The 22060-nt window shown below is 61.8% G+C and carries 18 protein-coding genes; 7 read left to right on the top strand and 11 right to left on the bottom strand.

Annotated elements, in window-relative coordinates; translation table 11 throughout:
- The first annotated feature begins 36 nt into the window (after positions 1-36).
- Entirely contained in the window at positions 37-897 is an 861-nt protein-coding gene (locus AT984_RS14840; protein WP_058722349.1) for a MurR/RpiR family transcriptional regulator, read from the top strand.
- Here AT984_RS14840 and AT984_RS14845 read toward each other — a convergent pair.
- The 6 genes from AT984_RS14845 to AT984_RS14870 form a co-directional block, all read right to left on the bottom strand.
- On the bottom strand, positions 885-1244 hold the full coding sequence (locus tag AT984_RS14845; RefSeq protein WP_082680046.1) for an STAS domain-containing protein: 360 nt from the start codon (positions 1242-1244) through the stop codon (positions 885-887). The two genes, AT984_RS14840 and AT984_RS14845, sit on opposite strands and share 13 nt — an antisense overlap.
- Positions 1244-1894, bottom strand: a complete 651-nt coding sequence (locus AT984_RS14850) for an MlaC/ttg2D family ABC transporter substrate-binding protein (protein ID WP_058722350.1) — start codon at positions 1892-1894, stop codon at positions 1244-1246. Before AT984_RS14850 ends, AT984_RS14845 begins: the two co-directional genes overlap by 1 nt.
- A gap of 93 nt (positions 1895-1987) precedes the next feature.
- The gene (locus AT984_RS14855; RefSeq protein ID WP_058720762.1) at positions 1988-2746 is read right to left on the bottom strand and encodes an MlaA family lipoprotein; all 759 of its coding nucleotides are present in this window, start codon (positions 2744-2746) and stop codon (positions 1988-1990) included.
- A complete protein-coding gene (mlaD, locus tag AT984_RS14860; RefSeq protein WP_058722351.1) occupies positions 2743-3231 on the bottom strand; it encodes an outer membrane lipid asymmetry maintenance protein MlaD in 489 nt (162 codons plus the stop codon). Before mlaD ends, AT984_RS14855 begins: the two co-directional genes overlap by 4 nt.
- 14 nt (positions 3232-3245) lie before the next feature.
- The gene (mlaE, locus tag AT984_RS14865; RefSeq protein ID WP_058720763.1) at positions 3246-4031 is read right to left on the bottom strand and encodes a lipid asymmetry maintenance ABC transporter permease subunit MlaE; all 786 of its coding nucleotides are present in this window, start codon (positions 4029-4031) and stop codon (positions 3246-3248) included.
- Positions 4028-4864, bottom strand: coding sequence for an ABC transporter ATP-binding protein (locus tag AT984_RS14870; protein ID WP_058720764.1), 837 nt, complete (start codon positions 4862-4864; stop codon positions 4028-4030). The genes mlaE and AT984_RS14870 overlap by 4 nt, the downstream gene beginning before the upstream one ends.
- Positions 4865-5231: 367 nt before the next feature.
- Here AT984_RS14870 and AT984_RS14875 point away from each other — a divergent pair, with 367 nt between their 5' ends.
- From AT984_RS14875 to AT984_RS14900, 6 genes are all read left to right on the top strand, one after another.
- Positions 5232-5696, top strand: a complete 465-nt coding sequence (locus AT984_RS14875) for a type IV pilin protein (RefSeq protein WP_058720765.1) — start codon at positions 5232-5234, stop codon at positions 5694-5696.
- A complete protein-coding gene (locus AT984_RS14880) occupies positions 5666-6310 on the top strand; it encodes a pilus assembly FimT family protein (RefSeq protein ID WP_156422046.1) in 645 nt (214 codons plus the stop codon). The genes AT984_RS14875 and AT984_RS14880 overlap by 31 nt, the downstream gene beginning before the upstream one ends.
- Positions 6307-6726, top strand: a complete 420-nt coding sequence (locus AT984_RS14885; protein WP_058720767.1) for a type IV pilus modification PilV family protein — start codon at positions 6307-6309, stop codon at positions 6724-6726. The genes AT984_RS14880 and AT984_RS14885 overlap by 4 nt, the downstream gene beginning before the upstream one ends.
- Positions 6727-6734: 8 nt before the next feature.
- Positions 6735-7922 carry a PilW family protein gene (locus tag AT984_RS14890; protein WP_058720768.1) on the top strand — a complete coding sequence of 396 codons (1188 nt, stop codon included), beginning with the start codon at positions 6735-6737 and terminating at the stop codon, positions 7920-7922.
- A 77-nt stretch (positions 7923-7999) separates the two neighbouring features.
- Entirely contained in the window at positions 8000-8554 is a 555-nt protein-coding gene (locus AT984_RS14895; protein WP_156422047.1) for a hypothetical protein, read from the top strand.
- Between the two features lie 60 nt (positions 8555-8614).
- Positions 8615-12355 (top strand): pilus assembly protein, encoded by a 3741-nt coding sequence (locus AT984_RS14900; protein WP_156422048.1) that lies wholly within the window; start codon positions 8615-8617, stop codon positions 12353-12355.
- 92 nt (positions 12356-12447) lie between these two features.
- On the opposite strand, the gene AT984_RS14905 is transcribed toward AT984_RS14900, so the two are convergent.
- From AT984_RS14905 to AT984_RS14925, 5 genes are all read right to left on the bottom strand, one after another.
- A complete protein-coding gene (locus AT984_RS14905) occupies positions 12448-13923 on the bottom strand; it encodes a glutamate synthase subunit beta (RefSeq protein ID WP_058720771.1) in 1476 nt (491 codons plus the stop codon).
- A 30-nt stretch (positions 13924-13953) separates the two neighbouring features.
- Positions 13954-18708 carry a glutamate synthase-related protein gene (locus AT984_RS14910; protein ID WP_058720772.1) on the bottom strand — a complete coding sequence of 1585 codons (4755 nt, stop codon included), beginning with the start codon at positions 18706-18708 and terminating at the stop codon, positions 13954-13956.
- Positions 18709-18824: 116 nt separating this feature from the next.
- Positions 18825-19547, bottom strand: coding sequence for a transposase (locus AT984_RS14915; protein WP_058720773.1), 723 nt, complete (start codon positions 19545-19547; stop codon positions 18825-18827).
- A gap of 40 nt (positions 19548-19587) precedes the next feature.
- Positions 19588-20712, bottom strand: coding sequence for a deoxyguanosinetriphosphate triphosphohydrolase (locus tag AT984_RS14920; protein WP_058720774.1), 1125 nt, complete (start codon positions 20710-20712; stop codon positions 19588-19590).
- Positions 20713-20773: 61 nt separating this feature from the next.
- Positions 20774-21900, bottom strand: a protein-coding gene (locus tag AT984_RS14925; protein WP_442952147.1) for an IS3 family transposase whose coding sequence is annotated in 2 segments (ribosomal slippage) — positions 20774-21657 and positions 21657-21900 — 1128 coding nt in all. Because the reading frame shifts where the segments join, the coding sequence is not laid out codon by codon here.
- Positions 21901-22060 lie beyond the last annotated feature (160 nt).

A 22060-nucleotide genomic window follows, 5' to 3' on the forward strand; every position in this document is an offset into this window, starting at 1 on the left:
GCTGACTACCCGCTTTGAGCGGGGGCTCGCATGAGCATTCTGGAGCGGGTCAAGGCCGCACTGCCCGCCTTGCCGCCGGCCGAACAGCGCGTGGCCAAGCTGCTGCTTACCGACGCACGCGCCTTCGCCAATCTACCAGTGAGCGAGTTGGCGGACCGGGCGCATGTCAGCAAGCCCACCGTGGTGCGCTTTTGCCGCAGCGTGGGCTATGACGGCCTGGCCGACTTCAAGCGCAAGCTCGCGGGCAGCGTCAACGAAGGCGTGCCCTTTGTGCACCGCGCAGTGGATGAAGATGAAAAGCCGGGCGATCTGATCGTCAAGGTGGTGGACAACGCCGTCGCGGCCTTGCTGCACTACCGTAACGACGCGGCCAGCCATGCCTTTGAGCGCGCCATCGACGCCATGGCCGATTCGGCCAATGCCGGGCGGCGCATCGAGTTTTACGGCGTCGGCAATTCCGGCATCGTGGCGCAGGATGCGCAGCACAAGTTCTTCCGCCTGGGCGTCAACACCGCAGCCTGGAGCGACGGCCATGTGCAGCTGATGAGCGCCACCATGCTGCAAGCGGGTGACTGCGCGGTGCTGATCAGCAACTCAGGCCGCAGCCGCGACATGCTGGATGTGGCCGAGATCGCGCGCAAAAAAGGCGCCACCATCATCATCATCACGGCCAGTGGCACGCCTTTGGCGGCGCTGGGCCAGAGCCAGGGTCAGGTCTTGCTCGCGGTGGATCACCCGGAAGACTATGACCGCTACAGCCCGATGGTGTCGCGCCTGCTGCACCTAGTGGCCATCGATATTTTGACCACTGGCGTGGCCCTGCGCCTGGGTCAGACGCTGCGGCCGATGCTGCAAGAGATCAAGCGCAATCTGCGCAGCAAGCGTTACGCCAGCTGATTGGCCGGGCCAGCCGGGCTGAGCAGCTCGGGCCACAGGAGTTCGGCCACGCCGTAAACGCGGGCCAGCTCTTGCAGCTTGGGCGGTACTTCACAGACCTGCATCTGCACGCCTTCCTGGCGGCATAAACGCGCGGCACTCAGCAACAGAGTCAGCACGCCGGAGTCAAAGTCCTGCAGATCAGCCGCGCTGACCTGCAGGCCGATGGCTGAACCCGCACCACCGCTGCCATGCAGCTGCCGCGCCTCCACCCGCAGGGTGTTTTGCCAAGCCGCCCACAGCGTGGGCAGCTCTTGCAATCGCAGCGACACCGGCAGCTTGAGCATGGTTCTTGCGCTTGCCGTCATCAGGCCTTGGCGGCGTTGCCGGCCGCGGCCTTCTGGTTCTTGTCGGCCAGAGTCTTGATCAAGCCATCAATGCCATTGGCACCGATCTCTTGCGCAAAGCTGTTGCGGTATTGGTCCGCCAGCCAAATGCCCAGCACATTGACGTCGTAAATGCGCCAGACACCAGCACCCTTTTCCAGGCGGTAGTCCAGCTGGATCGGGTCACCCTTGCCGCGGATCTCGGTCTTCACCACAACCTCGGTGTCGGTGCTGCTGGCGCGCAGGGGCTTGAGGGCAATGGTCTGGTCCTTCACCTGCGTCAGCGCGCCGGCATAGGTGCGCACCAGCAAGGTCTTGAACTCGTCTTGCAGGCGCTGCTGCTGCTCGGGCGTGGCCTGGCGCCAGAAGCGGCCCACGGCCGAGGAGGTCATGCGCTGGAAGTTCACATGCGGCATCACCTTGGTGTCGACCAAGTTGATGATTTTCTGGATGTCGCCGGCCTGGATGGACTTGTCGGACTTGACCGCTTCCAGCGTCTCCAGCGAGAGCTGGCGGATCAGCAGATCAGGCGCCGAGTTGTCGGCCGCCAGGGCCGGTGCGGGGCTCAGGCCGGACAGCAGGCTGGCCGACAAGAGGCCGCAGATCAGGAAAACACGTTTGCTCGCAATCATGGCGCTACTCTCTTCTTTCATTCGGGTTGACCACCAAGTGGCCTGACACTTGAACGCGGCAGGCCGCGTTCGGTTCACAGAGCTCACAAAGCTTTACGGCCCAGACTGTGCCGGCGGATCAGGCTCCGGCTTATCGGGTGTCAGCACTTCGAACTCTTCATCATCGGAAAAACTGCCGCGGCGCTGCAGATAAGCGTCACGGTAGAAGGTGTACTTGTCGAGCGCGATGCCTTCCAGCATCTGGCTGGCACGCAGGAAATTGGCGCGGGTATTGATGGTCTGCAAGCTGTAGATCGCAACCTTGGCACTGCCTTCACGGAACACCAGCGAGGGCGAAGCCGACCAATCCGCCGGCATGGCCACGGTGTCGCGTACCGACGAGGGGCCAAACAAAGGCCAGACGATGTACGCCCCGGTGCCAAAACCCCAGCGGCCGAAGGTCTTGCCCAGGTCTTCGCTCTTCTTCTCCAGGCCCACCTCGGTGGAAATATCCAGAATGCCGCCGAAGCCCAGCACCGTGTTGACGGCAAAGCGCATGCCTTGCTCCACGCTGGCGCGCAGGCGACCCTGCAGCACCAGGTTCACCGCCGACCAAGCGTCGTTGACATTGCCGAAGACGTTGTCAATGCCCTGGCGAACGGGGGCCGGCACCAACTCGCTATAGGCAGTGGACACCGGCACCAGCACATGCTCGTCCAACTTGTCATTGAAGCTGAAGACCTTGCGGTTCCAGGACTCCCAAGGGTCCAGCTTCTGCCCCGGCCCACCCGGGCCGCGCAAGCTGGCGCAGCCGCCCAGCAGCAGGGCCAGGCTCAGCAAAACAAGGCTGCGCCAGATGGAGCGCTGACTCATGGCTTGCCCGCCGCCGCTGGTGTTGCGGCGCTGTCAGCGGCCTTGTTGTAAAGGAACTGGCCGATCAAGTTTTCAAGCACCACGGCCGATTGGGTTTGGCTGATGTTGTCACCGGCCACCAGATTCTTTTCGTCGGCGCCTGCTTCCAGGCCGATGTACTGCTCACCCAGCAGGCCGGCGGTGAGGATCTTGGCCGAGCTGTCCTTGGGGAAGGCCATCTTCTTTTGCATCTTGATGGTGACCTTGGCCTGGAAGCTCTTGTCATCAAAAACGATGGACTCCACCCGGCCCACCACCACGCCGGCACTCTTCACCGCGGCATTGGCCTTGAGGCCGCCGATATTGTCGAATTTGGCCGTGACCTGGTAGGTCTCGTCGAAATTCAGGCTCAGCAGATTGCCGGCCTTGAGGGCCAGGAACAACAAGGCGGCCGCGCCCAAAAGCACGAAGAAGCCCACCTTTGCATCATGTCGAGAGGCTTGCATGCCAGACTCCAAAATCAGATCGAAAACATCATGGCGGTCAGCACAAAGTCCAGTGCCAACACCGCCAGAGAAGAAACCACCACGGTGCGGGTGGTGGCCTGCGCCACACCCTCGGGCGTCGGTTTGCAGGCATAGCCCTGCAGCAGCGCCACAAAGGTCACGGTGACACCGAACACCAGGCTCTTCACCACGCCATTGCCGACGTCGGCAAACACATCCACCCCGCCTTGCATCTGCGACCAAAAGGCGCCCGCGTCGATGCCAATCAAAGGCACCGCCACCAGCCAGCCGCCGATCACACCAATCGCCGAGAACAGCGCCGCCAGCAAAGGCATGGCAATCACGCCGCCCCAGAAGCGCGGCGCCAACACCCGGGTGACCGGGTCCACCGCCATCATCTCCATGGCGGTGAGTTGCTCGCCGGCCTTCATCAAGCCGATCTCGGCCGTCAGTGAGGTGCCGGCGCGACCTGCGAACAGCAAGGCCGCCACCACCGGGCCCAGTTCACGCACCAAGCTCAAGGCCACCAACAAGCCCACCGCCTCGGCCGAGCCGTAGCGTTGCAAGGTGTAGTAGCCCTGCAGCGCCAGCACGAAGCCAACGAACAGGCCCGACACGCCGATGATGGACAGCGAGCGATTGCCGAGGAAATACACCTGCTCACGCACCAGGCCAAAACGCATCAAGGCCTGCGGCGTGCGCGCCAGCACCTGCATAAACAAGCGTGTGCCCGCGCCGACCTCGGCCAGTTGGCCACGTGTGGCGCGGCCCAGGCGCGCCAATCCGTCAAGCGCCGTCATGCGCGTGCTCCCAAACCAAAGTCTTGCGCCACCGGCACGGCCGCTTGATGAAAACGCACCGGCCCATCGGCATGGGCGCCCACAAACTGCTGCACCAGCGGATCTTCGCTATGGCGCAAGTCATCGGGCGTGCCTTGGGCCACCACACGGCCATTGGCGATCATGGCGACTTCGTCGGCAATGCCGAAGGTTTCATGCAAATCATGCGAAACAATGATGCTGGTCAGGCCCAGCGCGTCATTCAGATCGCGAATCAGGCGTGCTGCTACGCCCAGCGAAATCGGGTCCAAGCCAGCAAAAGGCTCGTCATACAAAACCAGATCGGGATCCAGCGCGATGGCCCGCGCCAGCGCCACGCGCCGCGCCATGCCGCCCGACACCTCGGAAGGCATCAGGTCACGCGCACCGCGCAGGCCCACCGCGTTGAGCTTCATCAGCACCAAGTCGCGGATCATGGCTTCAGACAAATTGGTATGTTCTCGCAGGGGGAAGGCCACGTTCTCGAACACCGACAGGTCGGTGAACAAGGCGCCGAACTGGAACAACATACCCATGCGACGACGCACGGCATAGAGCTGATCCAAATTGAGCGGGGCCAAATCCACGCCGTCAAACAGGACCTGACCTTTTAGGGGGCGAATCTGCCGCCCCAGCAAACGCAGCACCGTGGTCTTGCCGCCGCCCGAGGTACCGATCAAGGCCAAGACCTTGCCGCGCGGCACCGTCAGATTGACCGACTCCAGAATCACCCGGTCGCCGTAACCGCAACTGACATCGCGCAATTCGATCAAGGGTGAAGCGGAATTAGAAATCGGGGGATAGTGGGTCGACATGGGCCTCGAGCAGACGGGGCCAAGGCCCGATGAACGAAAAACGAGCTTTGCATCATAGGGGAATCACTGAGCGGCCGCAGATCAGCTGCCAATTAGCCCCTGTGTCTAAGGCCGATACCGCCAGGCCGCTCCGCCGAGATGGAACACAAAAGTGGCTGCGCGCCCGCGCTAATTGACCCTTCAACTGCCTGCAAGCGTCGCAAAATCGGCGCAAGCCAAAGGGTAGCAAGCACCCTAAATTGAGCGCGATTCGTGCGCCAGTTCACATTTCAAGGCCTGCCGCCGACCAATGGTTTAGCCCTGGCGACGAACGGGCAAGGCGCAAAGCCGATTGCTTCGACAATTTCAATCAATCTGGAGCCCTCTCATGAATCGAACCATCTCTTCTCTCGCCCCTCGCATTCAAGCGGGCTTCACCTTGATTGAACTGATGATCACGGTGGCCATCATTGGCATCTTGGCCGGTGTGGCCTACCCCGCTTATCAAAACTACATCGTGCGCGGGCAACTGGCTGATGCCAACACCGGCCTGGCGACCATGCGCGCTCAGATGGAACGCTTCTATCAAGACAATCGCACTTATGCAACGACAGGTGGCTTCACTACACCTTGCGCAGTGGATGCTAGCAAGAGAACTTTTGGCAAATTTGTAATCAGCTGCGATGGCGCACCCACGCCCACCACCTACACCTTGCTCGCGCAAGGCAGTGGTCCGGTGGCGAACTTCAAATTCACCGTCACAGAATCCGATGTGCGCGCGACAACTGCTGCACCTTCGGGCTGGAACACCTGCACAAGTAAGTGGCTGATGAAAAAGGGGGAGACATGCTAACTCCCTCCTCAATCAGGTCTCGAGGCTTCACCCTCGTGGAGTTGATGGTGGGCGTTGCCTTGGTATCAATCATGATGGCGTTCGCCATCCCCTCCTTCAGAACTTGGATCGCCAACAGCCAAGTGCGAACTGCCAGCGAAGCCCTTCAATCGGCCGCCCGCTTGGCTCAGGCCGAGGCCTCACGGCGTTATCGCCAAGTCGTCCTATTCCGTACCGCTAGTTCCGCCTGTACAACTGCAGCAGCAGCCGACGCCAACGGCGGCTTCTGGGCCCTGCGCACCGTCGCCTTGGCAGCCGATGATGCGCCGCAGGCGATCGAATGCGGCAAACTGACCGATGGCATTGCCGATCTCAAACTGGTCGGTCCGACCGCTGTTTGTTTCAACGCTGCGGGTCGCCCCATCACCAACGCCAACCCCGGTGTGGTCGGCGCCAACTGCCAACTGCCGCCCTCCGGCATCAGCAGCTTTGACGTCACCGGCGGCGACAGCGGCAGCAGTGCAGTCGACCGCCCCTTACGGATTCTCATTTCCCTGGGGGGATCGGTCCGCATGTGTGACCCAAGCAAAGTGCAGTCCTCTTCAAACCCCGACGGTTGCCCGGCCTCGCCATGAGTACAAAAGCCCCCACGCCCAGTTCGCACACGCATCAGCTACGGTCGAGGCAGCACGGCATGTCCTTGATCGAGGTTCTGGTCGCCGTCCTGCTGATCTCCTTCGGCCTGCTGGGCCTGATCAGCTTGCAAGCGCGCGGCACTCAGTTGTCAGTGGGCGCAGAAGACAGCCAGCGCGCGGTCTTGCTGGCCAATGAAATGGTGGCCCAGATGTGGGGCGCCGGGACGGTCGCCGTTGATGCGGCCACGCTGCAAGCCTGGAAGGAAAAGGTCGCTGATCCTAGCAAGGTCGGCCTACCCAACGGCGTCGGCACGGTCACTGTGAACGGCAATGTCGCGCGCATTACCGTCCAATGGCGGCCGCCCAAGGCGGCGGTGGGCGAAGAAAGCCGCTACTTCACCGATGTCCTCATTTGAGACCCGCCATGAGATGCCAAGACCCCACTTCCCTGCCTATTTGCCGCCGCGACCCGCGCGCGCAACAGGGCTTCAGCTTGGTCGAGTTGCTGGTGGCGATTGTGATCGGCCTGGTACTGACCTTGACCTTGACCACGGTGATCACCCAGTTCGAAGGCAGCAAGCGCGGTATGAACTCGGCCAACGAGCAGTCGATCACCAGCGCCTTCACCTCATTTGAGTTTGACCGGCAACTGCGAAGCGCGGGCTCAGGTTTCGTTCAAAGCGCAGCCAACAACAATACTGGTGCGAGCTTCGGCTGCAGACTGCAAGTCGCACGCAATGGGGCCCAGATCCTGCCGCGACTCACCGCCTTTCCGGCCCCCTTCAACAACGTGCCGCAGCAAATTTCCCTGGCTCCAGTGATGGTGTTCGCGGGCGCCGGCACGGGAGGCTCAGATGTCTTGATGCTGGCGGCCGGGGCCTCCGGTTTGGGCGAGACTGCCCTGCGCATTTCACCGAACTCGGCCACCCCTACTTCGCTGCGCATCACCAACACCTTAGGTATGCGCGGCGGCGACCTGATGCTGCTGATTGACCCCAGCATGGGCGGCAACTGCATGCTGCAGCAGGTAGCCACCCCGTTTGCGGGCGGTGCCAGCCAGTTGCTGAACTTTGGCGGCGCCTACGCCAGCCAGCAAATTGGCGGCACTATTCTTGCCAATATTGCGACGACGAGCGCATCCACTCTGGTGCCACTGGGCAATATCACGGGCAATCGCCCCAATTTCAAACTCATGGGCATCGGCGCCAACGCCACGCTCTACTACCTTGACCTGCTGCGCCTGGACAATGTGGACACTGCTCAGGCGATGAGCGATGGCATCGTTGACTTGCGCGTGCTGTATGGCGTGGACAGCGATAGCGATGGCAGAGTTGACAGCTGGGTGTCCCCTGCGGCAGGCAATTTCACCGCGGCCGCCCTCAGCAACGGCACCCCAGCGGCCCAGGCCAATTTGTTGTCGATTCGCTCCTTGCGCATCGGCATGATTCTGCGCAGTGAGCGCATCGAACGCGAGGCCGTCAACAGCGCCCCGCTGACCTTGTTTGGCGATTTCGCCCCGGCCTTGAAGGTCACCCGCAACCTCAGCGCCGATGAACAGCGCCAGCGCTTTCGCACGCTGGAGTTCACGGTGCCACTTCGCAACATGCTTTAAATATGAAGCTCATACGCCGAAGCCCTAGTGGCCCTCAACTACGCCGTCAGCAACAAGGCTTGGTGCTGGTCTACGCCATGATTGCCCTGGTTCTGATGCTGATTGGCGGCGCGGCCATGATGCGGTCCATGAACACGGCCCTGTTCAACGCCGGCAATCTGGGTTTTAAACGCGACCTGACCAACCAAGGCGAGCGCGCCATTCAGAACGTCATCACCCTAGCGACGACCGGCGTGCTCGCGACCGAAGCCTCACGTCAGGCCAACGCCCCGGCTGCCAACTACAGCGCATCCATGCTGCCCACCAGCCCCAGCAGCGTGCCCCTCGCCTTGCTGTCGGACGCGGCATTTGCCGGCGTGGGTTTGGCGGCCAATGACATTGTGTTGGCCGAGCAGGGCGTCAAAGTGCGCTACCTCATTGATCGCTTGTGCCTCGATGTCGGTGCCGCCTCGCCAAGCACTTGCACGTTAAGCAATGTTGAGAGCACTTCTGGCTCTGAACTACTGAATGCCGATGCCAGCAACCCCAGCAATAACAGCGCCGTTAAAGCACAGGCAATCTATAGGGTCAGCATTCGAGTGACCGGTCCACGCAACACCCAGTCCTTCTTCCAGTCCACTTTCTCGCAGTAGCACTGGCCTTAGGAGCGGCAACTTCGCTCAGCCACCTTAACTGCGGTTCGGAGTCCCATCATGTCCAAACTGACCCATTACCTGCCACCTACTTGGCACTCACTGCCGGGACTGCCGCTAGCCTGTCTGCTCGCGCCCTTGCTTGCCCACGGCGCGACGCCGACGCCTTTGGCCGATCAAGCCGTTTTCTCCAGCGTGGCCGTGCCCGGAAATTTGGCCCTTGCCCTGTCGGTGGAATTCCCTACCGCCGTCAGCCGTGCCCATACCGGCAACTACGACAGCGCCAGCAACTTCCTGGGCTACTTCGACCCCAACAAATGCTATCGCTACAACTACAGCGCAGATGAGACTTTGCGCTACTTCTTTCCGGCGGGCGCGGCTGCATCGCGCCAATGCAGCGGGGACGACAACGATCTGTGGAGCGGCAATTTCCTGAACTGGGCCACCATGCAGACCATCGACCCCTTCCGCTGGGCGCTGACGGGCGGCTATCGCTCCAGGGATGAGGTGGGACTGACCCTGATTGAGAAAGCCTGGCACTCAGGCCAGGGCGGCACCGGCAACTTCCCCAACAAAAATCTTTCCACAAGCGCGCTGGTCAAAGGTGCCACACCGCTGATCTGGAGCAGCTTGAATGTGCGCGTGCAAGGCCTAGGCAACAAAATCTGGATCACATCAACCAGCAATAACCTGGGCAGCGCCACCTCCGGAACGGCCTACAACCCGGCTAATTTCAATGCAGCCAACCGCCCCGACGGCTCCACCATTTATGAGATGAGCGTTCGAGTGAAGGTCTGCGACCCATCCGGCGGCACCGGCGGCGTCGAAAGCAACTGCACTCAGTACCCCAACAACGACTACAAGCCAACCGGCCTGATGCAGCAATACTCGGATCAGATCCGATTCAGTGCTTTTGGCTATTTGAATGACAGCACGCTCAGTCGGGACGGTGGCGTGCTGCGGGCCAACCAAAAGTTTGTCGGCCCCAGCCAGCCGGTACCCGGAGGCGGCCGCAGCACCAACGCCAATGCCGAATGGGACGCCAACACAGGCGCCATGGTGATCAACCCGAACCCAGCTGACGTCACCGCCACCGCCACTGACTTTGGCGTCACCGTCAGCAATAGCGGCGTGATGAACTATCTGAACAAGTTCGGCTCCATCAACAAAGGCAATTACAAGTCCTACGACCCGGTCAGCGAGCTCTTCTACGCCGCCGTGCGTTACTACAAGAATCAAGGCAATGTGCCTGAGTGGACCACCATGAGTGGCGCCACTCCTGCCACCAAAATAGCATGGGCTGACGGCTTCCCTGTCATCACGAAATGGGAAGATCCCATCCTTTACTCTTGCCAAAAGAACTTCATTCTTGGCATCGGCGACGCCAACACCCACGCCGACCGCAATCTACCCGGCGCGACGGGTGGCTCGGAGCCGGCCAAGCCCAGCTTGGTCGCGGCGGACAAGACGGTCGATGCCACGGTCGCCACCAACCGAGTCGGTACCATACAAGGCATCAGCAGCTTGGCCGCTACCTCGCCTTACGGCGGCTGCTGCAATAACAATGGCGCGCTGATGGCCGGCCTGGCCTATGACTCCAATACCAAGGACATCCGCCCGGACGATCCAAACGACCTCAAGACCAAAGGACGCCAATCCATTCAAACCTATTGGCTGGACGTGCTGGAGTCGGGTTACGAAACCAATAATCAGTTTTTCCTGGCCACCAAATTTGGCGGCTTCACGGTGCCCGATGGCTTTGACCCCTACGCCCAGGCCAGCGATTTGCCCTTGTCCTGGTGGCATACCAACACCGACACCAATAGCGGCCAGCCGCGCCCGGACAACTACTTCACCGCCGACAAGCCTGACAAGATGGTGGACGGCCTGTCCAAGGCTTTTGCCAGCATCGTCTCCAAACTCAAGGCCTACACCACCTCGTTCTCGACCGCTGCCCCACAAATTACCAGCAGTGGCACGGCCAGCTTCGCGGCCCAGTACGACTCCAACGGCTGGACCGGCGACGTAATTGCCAGCACGATCACGATCGGCGAAAACAGTGCTGCGCCCTCACAGGCGGAGTCTTGGCGCTTCTCGAACACCTTGACCAATCAGGCGGCAGGTACTGGTTGGGACACGGGCCGACGTATCGTCAGTTTCAACACCAGCACGAAGACGGGCGTACCCTTCCGCCTGACAAGTCTGGCTTCGGATCAGCAGTCTGCGCTGGACACGACATACCGCTCTGGCTCCGATGCGGCGGACTACTTGTCCTATTTGCGCGGCGACCGAAAGAACGAAGTGGCCTCCTCAGTCACGGGCAGCGCCAAGTCCTACCGCGACCGCACCAGCTTGGTGGGCGACATCGTCGGCTCCAAAGCCAAGGCGGTAGGCAAACCCACGGCCCCATACTCCTCAAATGCCAACCCGGGTTACGACAAGTTTCTCAGCGACTATCAATCGCGCCAAACCATGGTCTATGTGGGTGCCAATGACGGCATGCTGCACGCCATCAATGGCAGCACCGGCGCCGAGGTATTTGCCTACGTCCCAGGTTCCGTTTACCAGGGGCCGGATGGCACACCTGCTGTCAACGGTCTGCAAGCACTGGGCAACCCCAACTTTGCGCACTACAACTTCGTCGACGCAACGCCCGCTGTGGCCGACGTTGATTTTGGTGGTGTCAACGGCTGGCGCTCCTTGCTGGTGGGCGGTCTCGGCAAGGGCGGCCGCACCTTGTACGCCATTGATGTGACGGACCCCACGCAGATGACCAGCGAATCCGCAGTTGCGTCCAAGGTGTTGTGGGAAATCAGTGCAAATGCGAATCTGCCACTGGGCTACACCTACGGCGAACCTGCTGTGATGAAGACACGCAAATATGGCTGGGTCATCATCGTCGGATCTGGCTACAACAATGCCGATGGCAAGGGCTACTTCATCATCATCAAGCCGAGCACTGGCGAAGTCTTGAAGACCATCAGTACCGGCGAAGGCAGCACTGACAACCAAGCTGGCTTGGCCCATGTGCGCCCCTTCTATCCGGACTTGAGCGACGGCACTGCAGATGCCGTCTACGCCGGCGACTTGTTGGGCAATCTCTGGCGGCTGGACCTGAGTTCGGCCACCAACGACCCTACCGTCGCCAAGATTGCGACGCTGACAGGGTCCGACAACAAGCCCTTGCCGGTGACCTCCCGGCCGCTGGCGGCCGTCCACCCCAAGACCTTGCGCCGCTACATCACAGTTGGGACTGGTCGCCTGCTGCACGGCAATGACAGCAGCATCACCCAGGCCCAGCGCTTCTACGCCATTCTTGATGGCTCTGGCACCAAATTTTCCGCGGCACCGACCACCCCCTACCGCTCAACCGACCTGCTAGCCCTGAATGATCTGACCCAGCCTATCAGCCTCAACTTAGCCACCCAATTCGGCTGGTATATCGACCTGGGACGCATTACTGGCGGCGCCGGATGGCGAGTGATTGCCGATGCCAGCGCCTTCTACGGTACGGTGATGTTCAGCGCCATGGTGCCTAGCGCCAACTCTGTTTGCGAACCCGGCGGCAGCGGGCGAGTCTATGCGGTTGACCTCGGCGATGGGACAACCCAGTTGGACAACAATGTGAGCTATCTGGAAATGGGCCTGGTCACCGAGCAGCGCGTCATCGTCGACCCAACTGGGAAGCCCGCCCTACTGGTCGGCAGCGCGGACGGCTCACTCAAGAAGCCGGCCTTCAAGCAAGCCGGGGGCCAGAAATTCCAACGCCTGAACTGGCGTGAGGTTCCGGTCACAGAGTAAGCACCCAGCCATGCAGGTCAAACCTTGGCCTGCAAATCAAAAAGGGCCCGCATTGCGGGCCCTTTGTTTTGGCGAGCACCTCCTGGTGAAACTCAGCGCGGCAAGTCGCTCACGCCCATCAGGAACTCATCCACCGCCCGCGCGGCCTGACGGCCTTCGCGGATGGCCCAGACGACCAGGGACTGGCCGCGGCGCACATCACCCGCGGCAAAGACCTTGGGCACATTGGTCTGGTAGCCGCCGATCAAATCGGCTGTCGCTTTGACATTGCCGCGCGCGTCTTTGCTGACGCCGAAGGCGTCCAGCACGGTGGCCACCGGGGAGACAAAGCCCATGGCCAGGAACACCAGGTCGGCCTTGAGCACCTGCTCGGAGCCGGGCACTTCCACCATCTTGCCGCCCTGCCATTCCACCCGCACGGTTTTGACGCCGGTGAGCTTGCCCTTCTCGCCCAAGAACTCCTTGGTGGAGATGGCGAACTCGCGCTCGCAGCCTTCGTCGTGGCTGCTGCTGGTGCGCAGCTTGAGCGGCCAGTAAGGCCAGGTCAGCGGCCGGTCTTCCACCGCGGGCGGCTGGGGCATGACTTCGAACTGAGTCACGCTCTTGGCGCCGTGGCGGTTGCTTGTACCGACGCAGTCGCTGCCAGTGTCGCCACCGCCGATGACGATGACATGCTTGCCATCGGCGCGGATCTGGCCCTTGAGCTTGTCGCCCGCATTGACCTTGTTCTGCTGCGGCAGGAACTCCATCGCGAAATGGATGCCGCTGAGTTCACGGCCGGGCGCCGGCAAATCACGCGAGTTCTCGCTGCCGCCGCTGAGCAGCACCGCGTCGAACTGAGCCTTCAACTCGTCAGGACTGATGCTTTCCTTGGCCCAGTTGGTGATCTTGGAGTCCGCCGGCAAGGCGCCCACCATCACGCCGCATTTGAAGACGACGCCTTCGGCCTCCATCTGCGCGACGCGGCGGTCGATGTGGCTCTTCTCCATCTTGAAGTCGGGGATGCCGTAACGCAGCAAGCCACCGACACGATCGTTCTTCTCGAACACCGTGACGCTGTGACCAGCACGTGCCAGTTGCTGCGCAGCCGCCAGGCCTGCGGGGCCGGAGCCGACGATGGCCACGGTCTTGCCGGTCTTCACCTTCGGGCTTTGCGGCTTGACCCAACCCTCGGCCCAGGCGCGGTCGATGATGGCGTGCTCGATGGACTTGATGCCCACCGCGTCGTCATTCACGTTCAAGGTGCAGGCAGCCTCGCAAGGTGCGGGGCAGATGCGGCCGGTGAACTCGGGGAAGTTGTTGGTGCTGTGCAGCACGGTGATGGCGCTGGCCCAGTCCTGCGGGCGGCCGCGGTACACCAGGTCATTGAAGTCCGGAATGATGTTGTTGACCGGGCAGCCGCTATTGCAAAACGGCGTGCCGCAGTCCATGCAGCGAGCGCTCTGCTGCTTGACCTGATCGGTGTTGAGACCGATCACAAATTCCTTGTAGTTCTTGACCCGCGCCGACACGGGCTCATAGCCCTCGTCCAGTCGCTCGTATTCCATGAAGCCGGTGACTTTTCCCATGATGCTTCTTCCTCTATCTGTGGTTCAGGCTCAGGCCTTGACGGGTTTGGCGGCGGACTTGGCCTGCGCGATCGACTCGGCGGCTTCCTTGGCGGCGTTGATCTCGCCCAGGGCGCGGCGGTACTCGTGCGGGAAGACCTTGACGAACTTGGCACGCGACTCGGCCCAGTGATCGAGGATGTGGCGGGCGCGGGCGCTGCCGGTCCAGCGGTGATGGTCTTCCAGCATCTTCTTCAGAATCGCTTCATCGGTCTGCTGCGCGCCATTGGCCAAGCCGGCGTGGTGATGCCAGACAGCCTTGTCCAGCGTGGCTTCTTGCTCGGCCGAGGGCAGCAGCTTGTCCAGGGCCACCATGCTGGTGTTGCAGCGTGTGGCGAACTGGCCGTCCTCGTCAAACACATAGGCCACGCCGCCACTCATGCCTGCGGCGAAGTTACGACCGGTCTTGCCCAGCACCACCACAGTGCCGCCGGTCATGTATTCGCAACCATGGTCGCCGGTGCCTTCCACCACGGCTGAGGCGCCCGACAGTCGCACGGCAAAGCGCTCACCGGCCACACCGCGGAAGAAGGCCTCACCACGCGTGGCGCCGTACAGCACGGTGTTGCCGACGATGATGTTCTGCGTCGCGTCACCGCGGAAGTCGATGCTGGGGCGCACCACCACGCGGCCACCGGACAAGCCCTTGCCGGTGTAGTCGTTCGCTTCACCGATCAGGTAGAAGGTAATGCCCTGGGCCAGGAAGGCGCCGAAGCTCTGGCCGCCGGTACCTTCCATCTGGATGTGAATGGTGTGGTCAGGCAGACCTTCGGGGCGGCGGCGGATCAATTCGCCCGACAGCATGGCGCCGACGGTGCGGCGCACATTCGTCACCTCTTGCATGAACTGAACCTTCTCGCCGCGCTCGAAAGCGGGCAGGCACTTCTCGATCAGCTTCACATCGAGGGCGCGCTCCAGGCCGTGCTCTTGCGTGTCCACATGGGTGCGCGCCACATCGGCCGGCACCACGGGGCGGTAGAACACACGACTGAAGTCCAGGCCCTTGGCCTTCCAGTGCGAGATGCCTTTCTTGGTGTCCAGCAAGTCGCTGCGGCCGACAAGGTCTTCGAACTTGCGAATGCCCAGCTGGGCCATGATCTGGCGCGCTTCTTCGGCAATGAAGAAGAAGAAGTTCACCACATGCTCGGGCTTGCCGGTGAACTTGGCACGCAGCACCGGGTCTTGCGTGGCCACACCCACCGGGCAGGTGTTGAGGTGGCATTTGCGCATCATGATGCAGCCCTCGGCCACCAGCGGCGCGGTGGCGAAGCCGAACTCATCGGCACCCAGCAAGGCGCCGATGACGACGTCGCGGCCGGTCTTCATCTGGCCGTCGGCCTGCACCCGCACGCGGCCGCGCAGGCGGTTCAGTACCAGGGTCTGTTGCGCTTCGGCCAAGCCCAGCTCCCAGGGGGTGCCGGCATGCTTGATCGAAGACCAGGGCGAAGCGCCCGTGCCGCCGTCGTGGCCGGCGATCACCAGGTGATCGGCCTTGGCCTTGGTGACGCCCGCGGCGATGGTGCCCACGCCCACTTCCGACACCAGCTTGACCGAGACATCGGCCTTGGGGTTGACGTTCTTCAGATCGTGGATCAGCTGAGCCAAGTCCTCGATGGAGTAGATGTCATGGTGCGGCGGCGGCGAGATCAGGCCCACGCCTGGCACCGAGTAACGCAGCATGCCGATGTACTCCGACACCTTGCCGCCGGGCAGCTGACCGCCCTCACCCGGCTTGGCGCCTTGGGCCATCTTGATCTGGATCTGATCGGCGCTCACCAAATACTCGGTGGTGACACCGAAGCGGCCCGACGCCACTTGCTTGATCTTGGAGCGAAGGGAATCGCCGTCTTGCAGCTCGTAGTCGACCGCGATGACCTTGTTGCCGATCACGTCCGACACCTTGGTGCCGGCAGTGATCTTGATGCCCTTCAACTCATTGCGATAGCGGGCCGGATCTTCACCGCCTTCGCCGGTATTGCTCTTGCCCCCGATTCGGTTCATCGCCACGGCCAAGGTGGCATGCGCCTCGGTGCTGATGGAGCCCAGGGACATGGCGCCGGTGGCGAAACGCTTGACGATTTCCTTGGCCGGCTCAACCTCGTCCAGAGGAATCGCCTTGCTCGGGTCGAACTTGAACTCAAACAGGCCGCGCAAGGTCATATGACGCTTGCTCTGGTCGTTGATGATCTGGGCGTATTCCTTATAGGTATCGAACTTGCTGGCGCGCACGCTGTGCTGCAGCTTGGCGATCGCGTCAGGCGTCCACATATGCTCTTCGCCACGGGCGCGCCAGGCGTATTCACCGCCGGCGTCCAGCATGGTTTCCAGCACCGGGTCGTCGCCGAAGGCGGCTTGGTGCAAGCGGATGGCTTCCTCGGCCACCTGGAACACGCCGATGCCGCCCACTTGCGTCGGCGTGCCACGGAAATACTTCTCGACGAAGTCGGACTGCAGGCCGATGGCTTCGAAGATCTGCGCGCCGCAGTAAGACATATAGGTCGAGATGCCCATCTTGGACATGATCTTGGACAGACCCTTGCCCACCGCCTTGATGTAGTTGTAGATGGCCTTCTCAGCCGACAGATTGCCGGGCAGCTCGGCGCACATATCGCCCAAGGTTTCCAGGGCCAGATAGGGGTGAACGGCTTCAGCGCCGAAGCCAGCCAGCACGGCGAAGTGATGCACTTCGCGAGCGCTACCGGTTTCAACCACCAGGCCGGCCGTGGTGCGGCGGCCTTCACGCACCAAGTGGTGGTGGATAGCGCTCAGCGCCAGCAGGGCCGGAATGGCGATGCGCTCGGCACTCAGATGACGGTCGGTGATGATGAGGATGTTGTGGCCGCTCTTGATCGCGTCCACGCTCTCGGCGCACAGCGAGGCCAGCTGGGCCTCAACACCTTCCGGGCCCCACTCACGCGGGTAGGAAATGTCCAGCTCATAGCTCTTGAACTTGCCGTGAGTGTGAGCCTCGATCTGACGCAGGCGCGCCATGTCCTTGAAGTCCAGCACGGGCTGAGCCACTTCCAGACGCATGGGCGGGTTGACCGCGTTGATGTCCAGCAGATTGGGCTTAGGCCCGATGAAGCTGTTCAGCGACATCACGATGTTCTCGCGGATCGGGTCGATCGGCGGGTTGGTCACCTGGGCGAACAGCTGCTTGAAGTAGTTGAACAGCGGCTTGTTCTTGCTGGACAGCACGGCCAGGGGCGAGTCATTGCCCATCGAGCCGATCGCCTCTTCGCCATTGCTGGCCATGGGGGCGAGCAGGAACTTGATGTCCTCTTGCGTGAAGCCGAAGGCTTGCTGGCGGTCCAGCAGGGCGGTCTTGAATTCGGCGGGCTTGACCTCGCTGAGTTCGATATCGTCCAGGCGCACGCGCACGTTCTCGATCCACTGGCGATAGGGGCGCGCATTGGCGTACTGATGCTTCAACTCTTCGTCATCGATGATGCGGCCCTGCTCCAGATCGATCAGGAACATCTTGCCGGGCTGCAGGCGCCATTTCTTGATGATCTTGTTCTCGGGGATGGGCAGCACGCCGGATTCCGAAGCCAGGATGACCAAGTCATCGTCGGTGATGCAGTAGCGGGCCGGGCGCAGACCATTGCGGTCCAGCGCAGCGCAAACCTGGCGACCATCGGTGAAGACCATGGCGGCTGGGCCGTCCCAGGGTTCCATCATGGCGGCGTGATATTCGTAGAAGGCACGGCGGCGCGTGTCCATCTGCTCATGCTGCTCCCAGGCTTCCGGGATCATCATCATGGCGGCATGGGCGAGCGGATAGCCGGCCATGGTGAGCAGTTCGATGGCGTTGTCAAACGTGGCCGTGTCGGACTGGTGCTCGAAGCTGATCGGGTAGAGCTTGTTCAGGTCATCACCCAGCACCGGCGACTTCATCACGCCTTCACGGGCGCGCATCCAGTTGAAGTTGCCCTTGACCGTGTTGATCTCACCGTTGTGCGCCACCATGCGGTAGGGGTGGGCCAGCGGCCATTCGGGGAAGGTGTTGGTGGAGAAGCGCTGGTGCACCAGGGCGATGGCGGACACCACGCTCGGGTCAGCCAGATCTTTGTAATAACTGCCCACCTGATCGGCCAACAGCAGGCCTTTGTAGATGACGGTGCGGCAACTCATGCTGGGCACGTAGTACTCGCGGCTGTGGGTCAGCTGCAGGGCCTGGATGGCGCTGCTGGCGGTCTTGCGGATGACGTAGAGCTTGCGCTCCAGGGCGTCGGGAACAATGATGTCCGGGCCGCGACCAATGAAGATCTGGCGAATGATGGGCTCTTTTTCGCGCACGGTGGGCGACATGGGCATGTCGGCATCCACCGGCACATCACGCCAGCCCAGCAAGACCTGACCCTCGGCCTTGACGGCACGGGCCAACTCTTGCTCGCAGGCCAGGCGGGAGGCATGCTCCTTAGGCAAGAAGATCATGCCGACGCCGTATTCGCCGGGAGGCGGCAGGTCGACGCCCTGCTTGGCCATTTCGACGCGGTAGAACTCATCGGGAATCTGAATCAGGATGCCGGCGCCATCGCCCATCAGCTTGTCGGCACCGACAGCGCCCCGATGGTCGAGGTTTTCAAGAATCTTCAGACCCTGCTGCACGATGCTGTGCGCCTTCAGGCCCTTGATATGGGCCACAAAACCCAGGCCGCAAGCGTCCTTCTCGTTCTGGGGGCGATAGAGGCCATTGGCACTCAGGTCTTGCATCTCGGCTTGAAATTCAGCTGCCTTGGTCATGGCGCACTCCGGGGTTTCGAAAACGTTCCGAAGATTACTGCGCCGCAGCAATTGCATCAAGCACAAATAAATGGGGTCAGAGTCGATTTATCGATGACGCCACGAGGCGCCATCAATTAAATAGGGTCAGAGTCAATTTTCTTCGCTGATTTACCCGAACCGACGGGGCGGCCGCGCGGCTTGACCAGGGCGGGAAGAACGCCCTGGCGCACCATTTGCTGCTGGAATTGCGGCGAGCACAAGGGCCGGCCCTTGAATACCGCTTCGGACAAGCGTTGCCGCTCTTCATCCGAAACACCCTGCCCCAAGAACTCCCGATAGTTCAGTTCACGCTCAAACGGCGTGTTGCCCAAAGACCAAAAATGGGCGTGATCGCTGAGCAGGGAGTCGGGGCGCTTGCCCAGGTGCGCGGCACAGCTAGACCAAGGAAACTCCTCGGCATGCACGCACATGCCGGCGCGCACCGGGTTCAGTTCGATATAGCGCATGCAGGCCATGAAGTAGGCATCGCTTTCGATCAGGGATGCCCTGAATCGCCCTACCCAGAGCGTGCCGGTGCGCTGGTATTTGAAATTGAACCAGCCAACATAGCGCCGGCCAAGCGCTTGCATCATGCGGCTCAGGCCCTGTTCGTCCTGCGGCGTGGCCAGCAAATGGATGTGGTTATCCATCAGCACATAGGCATGGATCGCCACCTTGTAAGTGGCCGCACAATCTCGCAGCACATCCAGAAAATGCTGACGGTCCGCATCGGTTTGAACGATGGCTTGGCGATTGTTGCCGCGCTGAATGATGTGGTGCGCTTGCTCGGCAAGCACTTGCCGGGGGGCTCGGGCCATGGGGTCACCCTCAAAAATTGACTCTGACCCCAATTATCTTTCAGAACAAGGTTTTACCGGTCAAGCGTTGATGTTCGCGCAGCGCGAAGCGGTCAGTCATGCCGGCGATGTAGTCGGCACAGGCGCGCGGAGCATCAGCGGCGCCGGCAAAGTCGCTGGGCAGTTGCTGGGGATCGGAGGAATAGATCCGAAACAGATCGCGCAAGACCTCTTCTGCGCGCAGGCGCGTCGCTTGCACCTGGGGGTGCCGGTAGAGTTCGGCGAACAGAAAGCGCTTGAGTTGGGTGCTGGCCTGACGCATTTCAGGGCTGAACCGCACAAAAGGCCCGGCCGCACGTACGGCATCGGCGTCGGCTGGCTGGGCTTGGGCCAGGGCTTGCGCGGTGGCATCGATCAGGTCGTAGACCTGGGCGGACAACATTCGCCGAATGGTTTCAAACAAGAGTCGCTTGCCCTGCAAGCTTGGGTAAGCCGCCAAGGCCTCGGCCATGAAGCGCTGCACCAAGGGCACCGCCTCCAATTGCTCTAGCGTCAGCAGCCCAGAGCGCACGCCATCATCGATGTCATGCGCGTTATAGGCCACTTCGTCGGCCAGATTGCACAACTGCGCTTCCAGGCTCGCCTGGCCGCCATGCACAAAACGGGCGGCCACGCCAGCCGGCTCCCCCGCTTCCAACTGCAAGGCATTGCGCTTGGAACAATGCTTGAGAATGCCCTCGCGGGTTTCAAAGCAGAGGTTTAGGCCGTCATAGGCCGGATAGCGCTGCTCCAGCTTGTCCACCACGCGCAAGGACTGCAGATTGTGCTCAAAGCCACCATAGGCTTGCATGCACTCATCCAGCACATCCTGGCCGGCATGCCCGAAAGGCGTGTGGCCGAGGTCATGCGCCAAGGCGATGGCTTCAATTAAATCCTCATCCAGCCCCAGGCTGCGGCCGACCGAGCGGCCAAGTTGCGCTACTTCCAGCGAATGGGTCAAGCGTGTCCTGAACAGATCGCCCTCGTGATTGAGGAACACCTGCGTCTTGTAGACCAGGCGCCGGAAGGCGGTGCAGTGGATGATGCGATCGCGATCACGCTGGAACTCACTGCGGGTCGGCGCGGGCACTTCGGCATAACGGCGACCCCGGCAGCGGGAAGCATCACTGGCATATCTGGCGAGCACGTTGGTCCTTGTGACCTGCCCCCTCCCGCCGTACCAGCCATGCGGAAGTCCGGGTTGAAGGTTACTTGATCTCGTTGCGTGTAGCCGGTGGCGCCTGGTTCTTGGTGCGGTGGCGCTGCGCGAACTCGGCCGGCGGTATCCGACCCAGGCTGCTGTGCGGCCTCACCTCGTTGTAGTCCTGCCGCCAGATGGCGATCTCCGAGCGCGCCTGCGGCAGCGTCTGGAACCAGTGCTCGTTCAAGCACTCGTCGCGGAACTTGCCGTTGAAGCTCTCGATGTAGCCGTTCTGCATGGGCCGCCCTGGCTGGATGAGGATGTGCCGCACGTCGTGAGCTTGCGCCCAAGCGATGAAGGCCCGGCAGGTGAACTCCGGCCCGTTGTCGGTTCTCACCGCCGCAGGGTAGCCCCTGAAGATCGCGGCCCGGTCCAGCAACCGCGTCACGTACTGGCCCGAGATGCCGTAGTCCACGGCGATGTCCACACACTCGTGCGTGAAGTCGTCGGCCACAGTCAGGCACTTGATACGCCGGCCATTGGCCAGGCTGTCGGAAACGAAGTCCATGCTCCACACCTCATTGACTCGGGTCGGCACGGTGAGCGGCACGCGCTCGCTGGCTGCCCGTCTGATCTTCTTGCGCTTGCGCACCGCCAACTGCGCCTGGCTGTACAACCGATAGACGCGCTTGTGATTGACGCCTGGGAACTGTGGGCGCAGCACGTCATGGATGCGGCGATAGCCGAAGCGGCGCCGCACCTGTGCGATCTCGACGATCTTGGCGCTGAGTTGCTGCGTGGCCTCATCGACCACGGGCGGGTTGCGATAGCTGTCTCTGGAGAGCCCCACCAGGCGGCACGCGCGGCGTTCGGACAGATGGTGCTGGGCAATCATCTGGGTCGCCGCGTCGCGCCTGACCTGCGGGGCTAGGGCTTTACGCCGAAGACGTCCTTGAGCGCGTGGATGTCCAGGTGGGCCTCTGCCAGCAGGCGCTTGAGCTTGGCGTTCTCGCCTTCGAGCTCGCGCAGTCGCTTGGCATCCGTGGCCTGCATGCCGCCGTACTTGGCCCGCCACTTGTAGAACGTGGCGTCGCTGAAGCCGCCTTGCCGGCACAGCTCCTTGATCGGCATGCCGGCCTCGGCCTGCTTCAGGAACCCAATGATTTGTTCCTCAGTAAATCTGCTCTTCTTCATGTCCATCATTCTCCTGGTTGATGGACTTCCTCTCCATTACGCTGGTACGGCTGGGAGGGTGCAGGTCACTTGCTTGATCTATCCATCAGTCAGTCGACGATCGATTATTCGACCGTTCATTCGGTCGGTTGATCCGCCTTCAACAAGCCAGGCCTATCTT

This window comes from Paucibacter sp. KCTC 42545 (genome assembly GCF_001477625.1).
Lineage (GTDB): Bacteria > Pseudomonadota > Gammaproteobacteria > Burkholderiales > Burkholderiaceae_C > Paucibacter_A.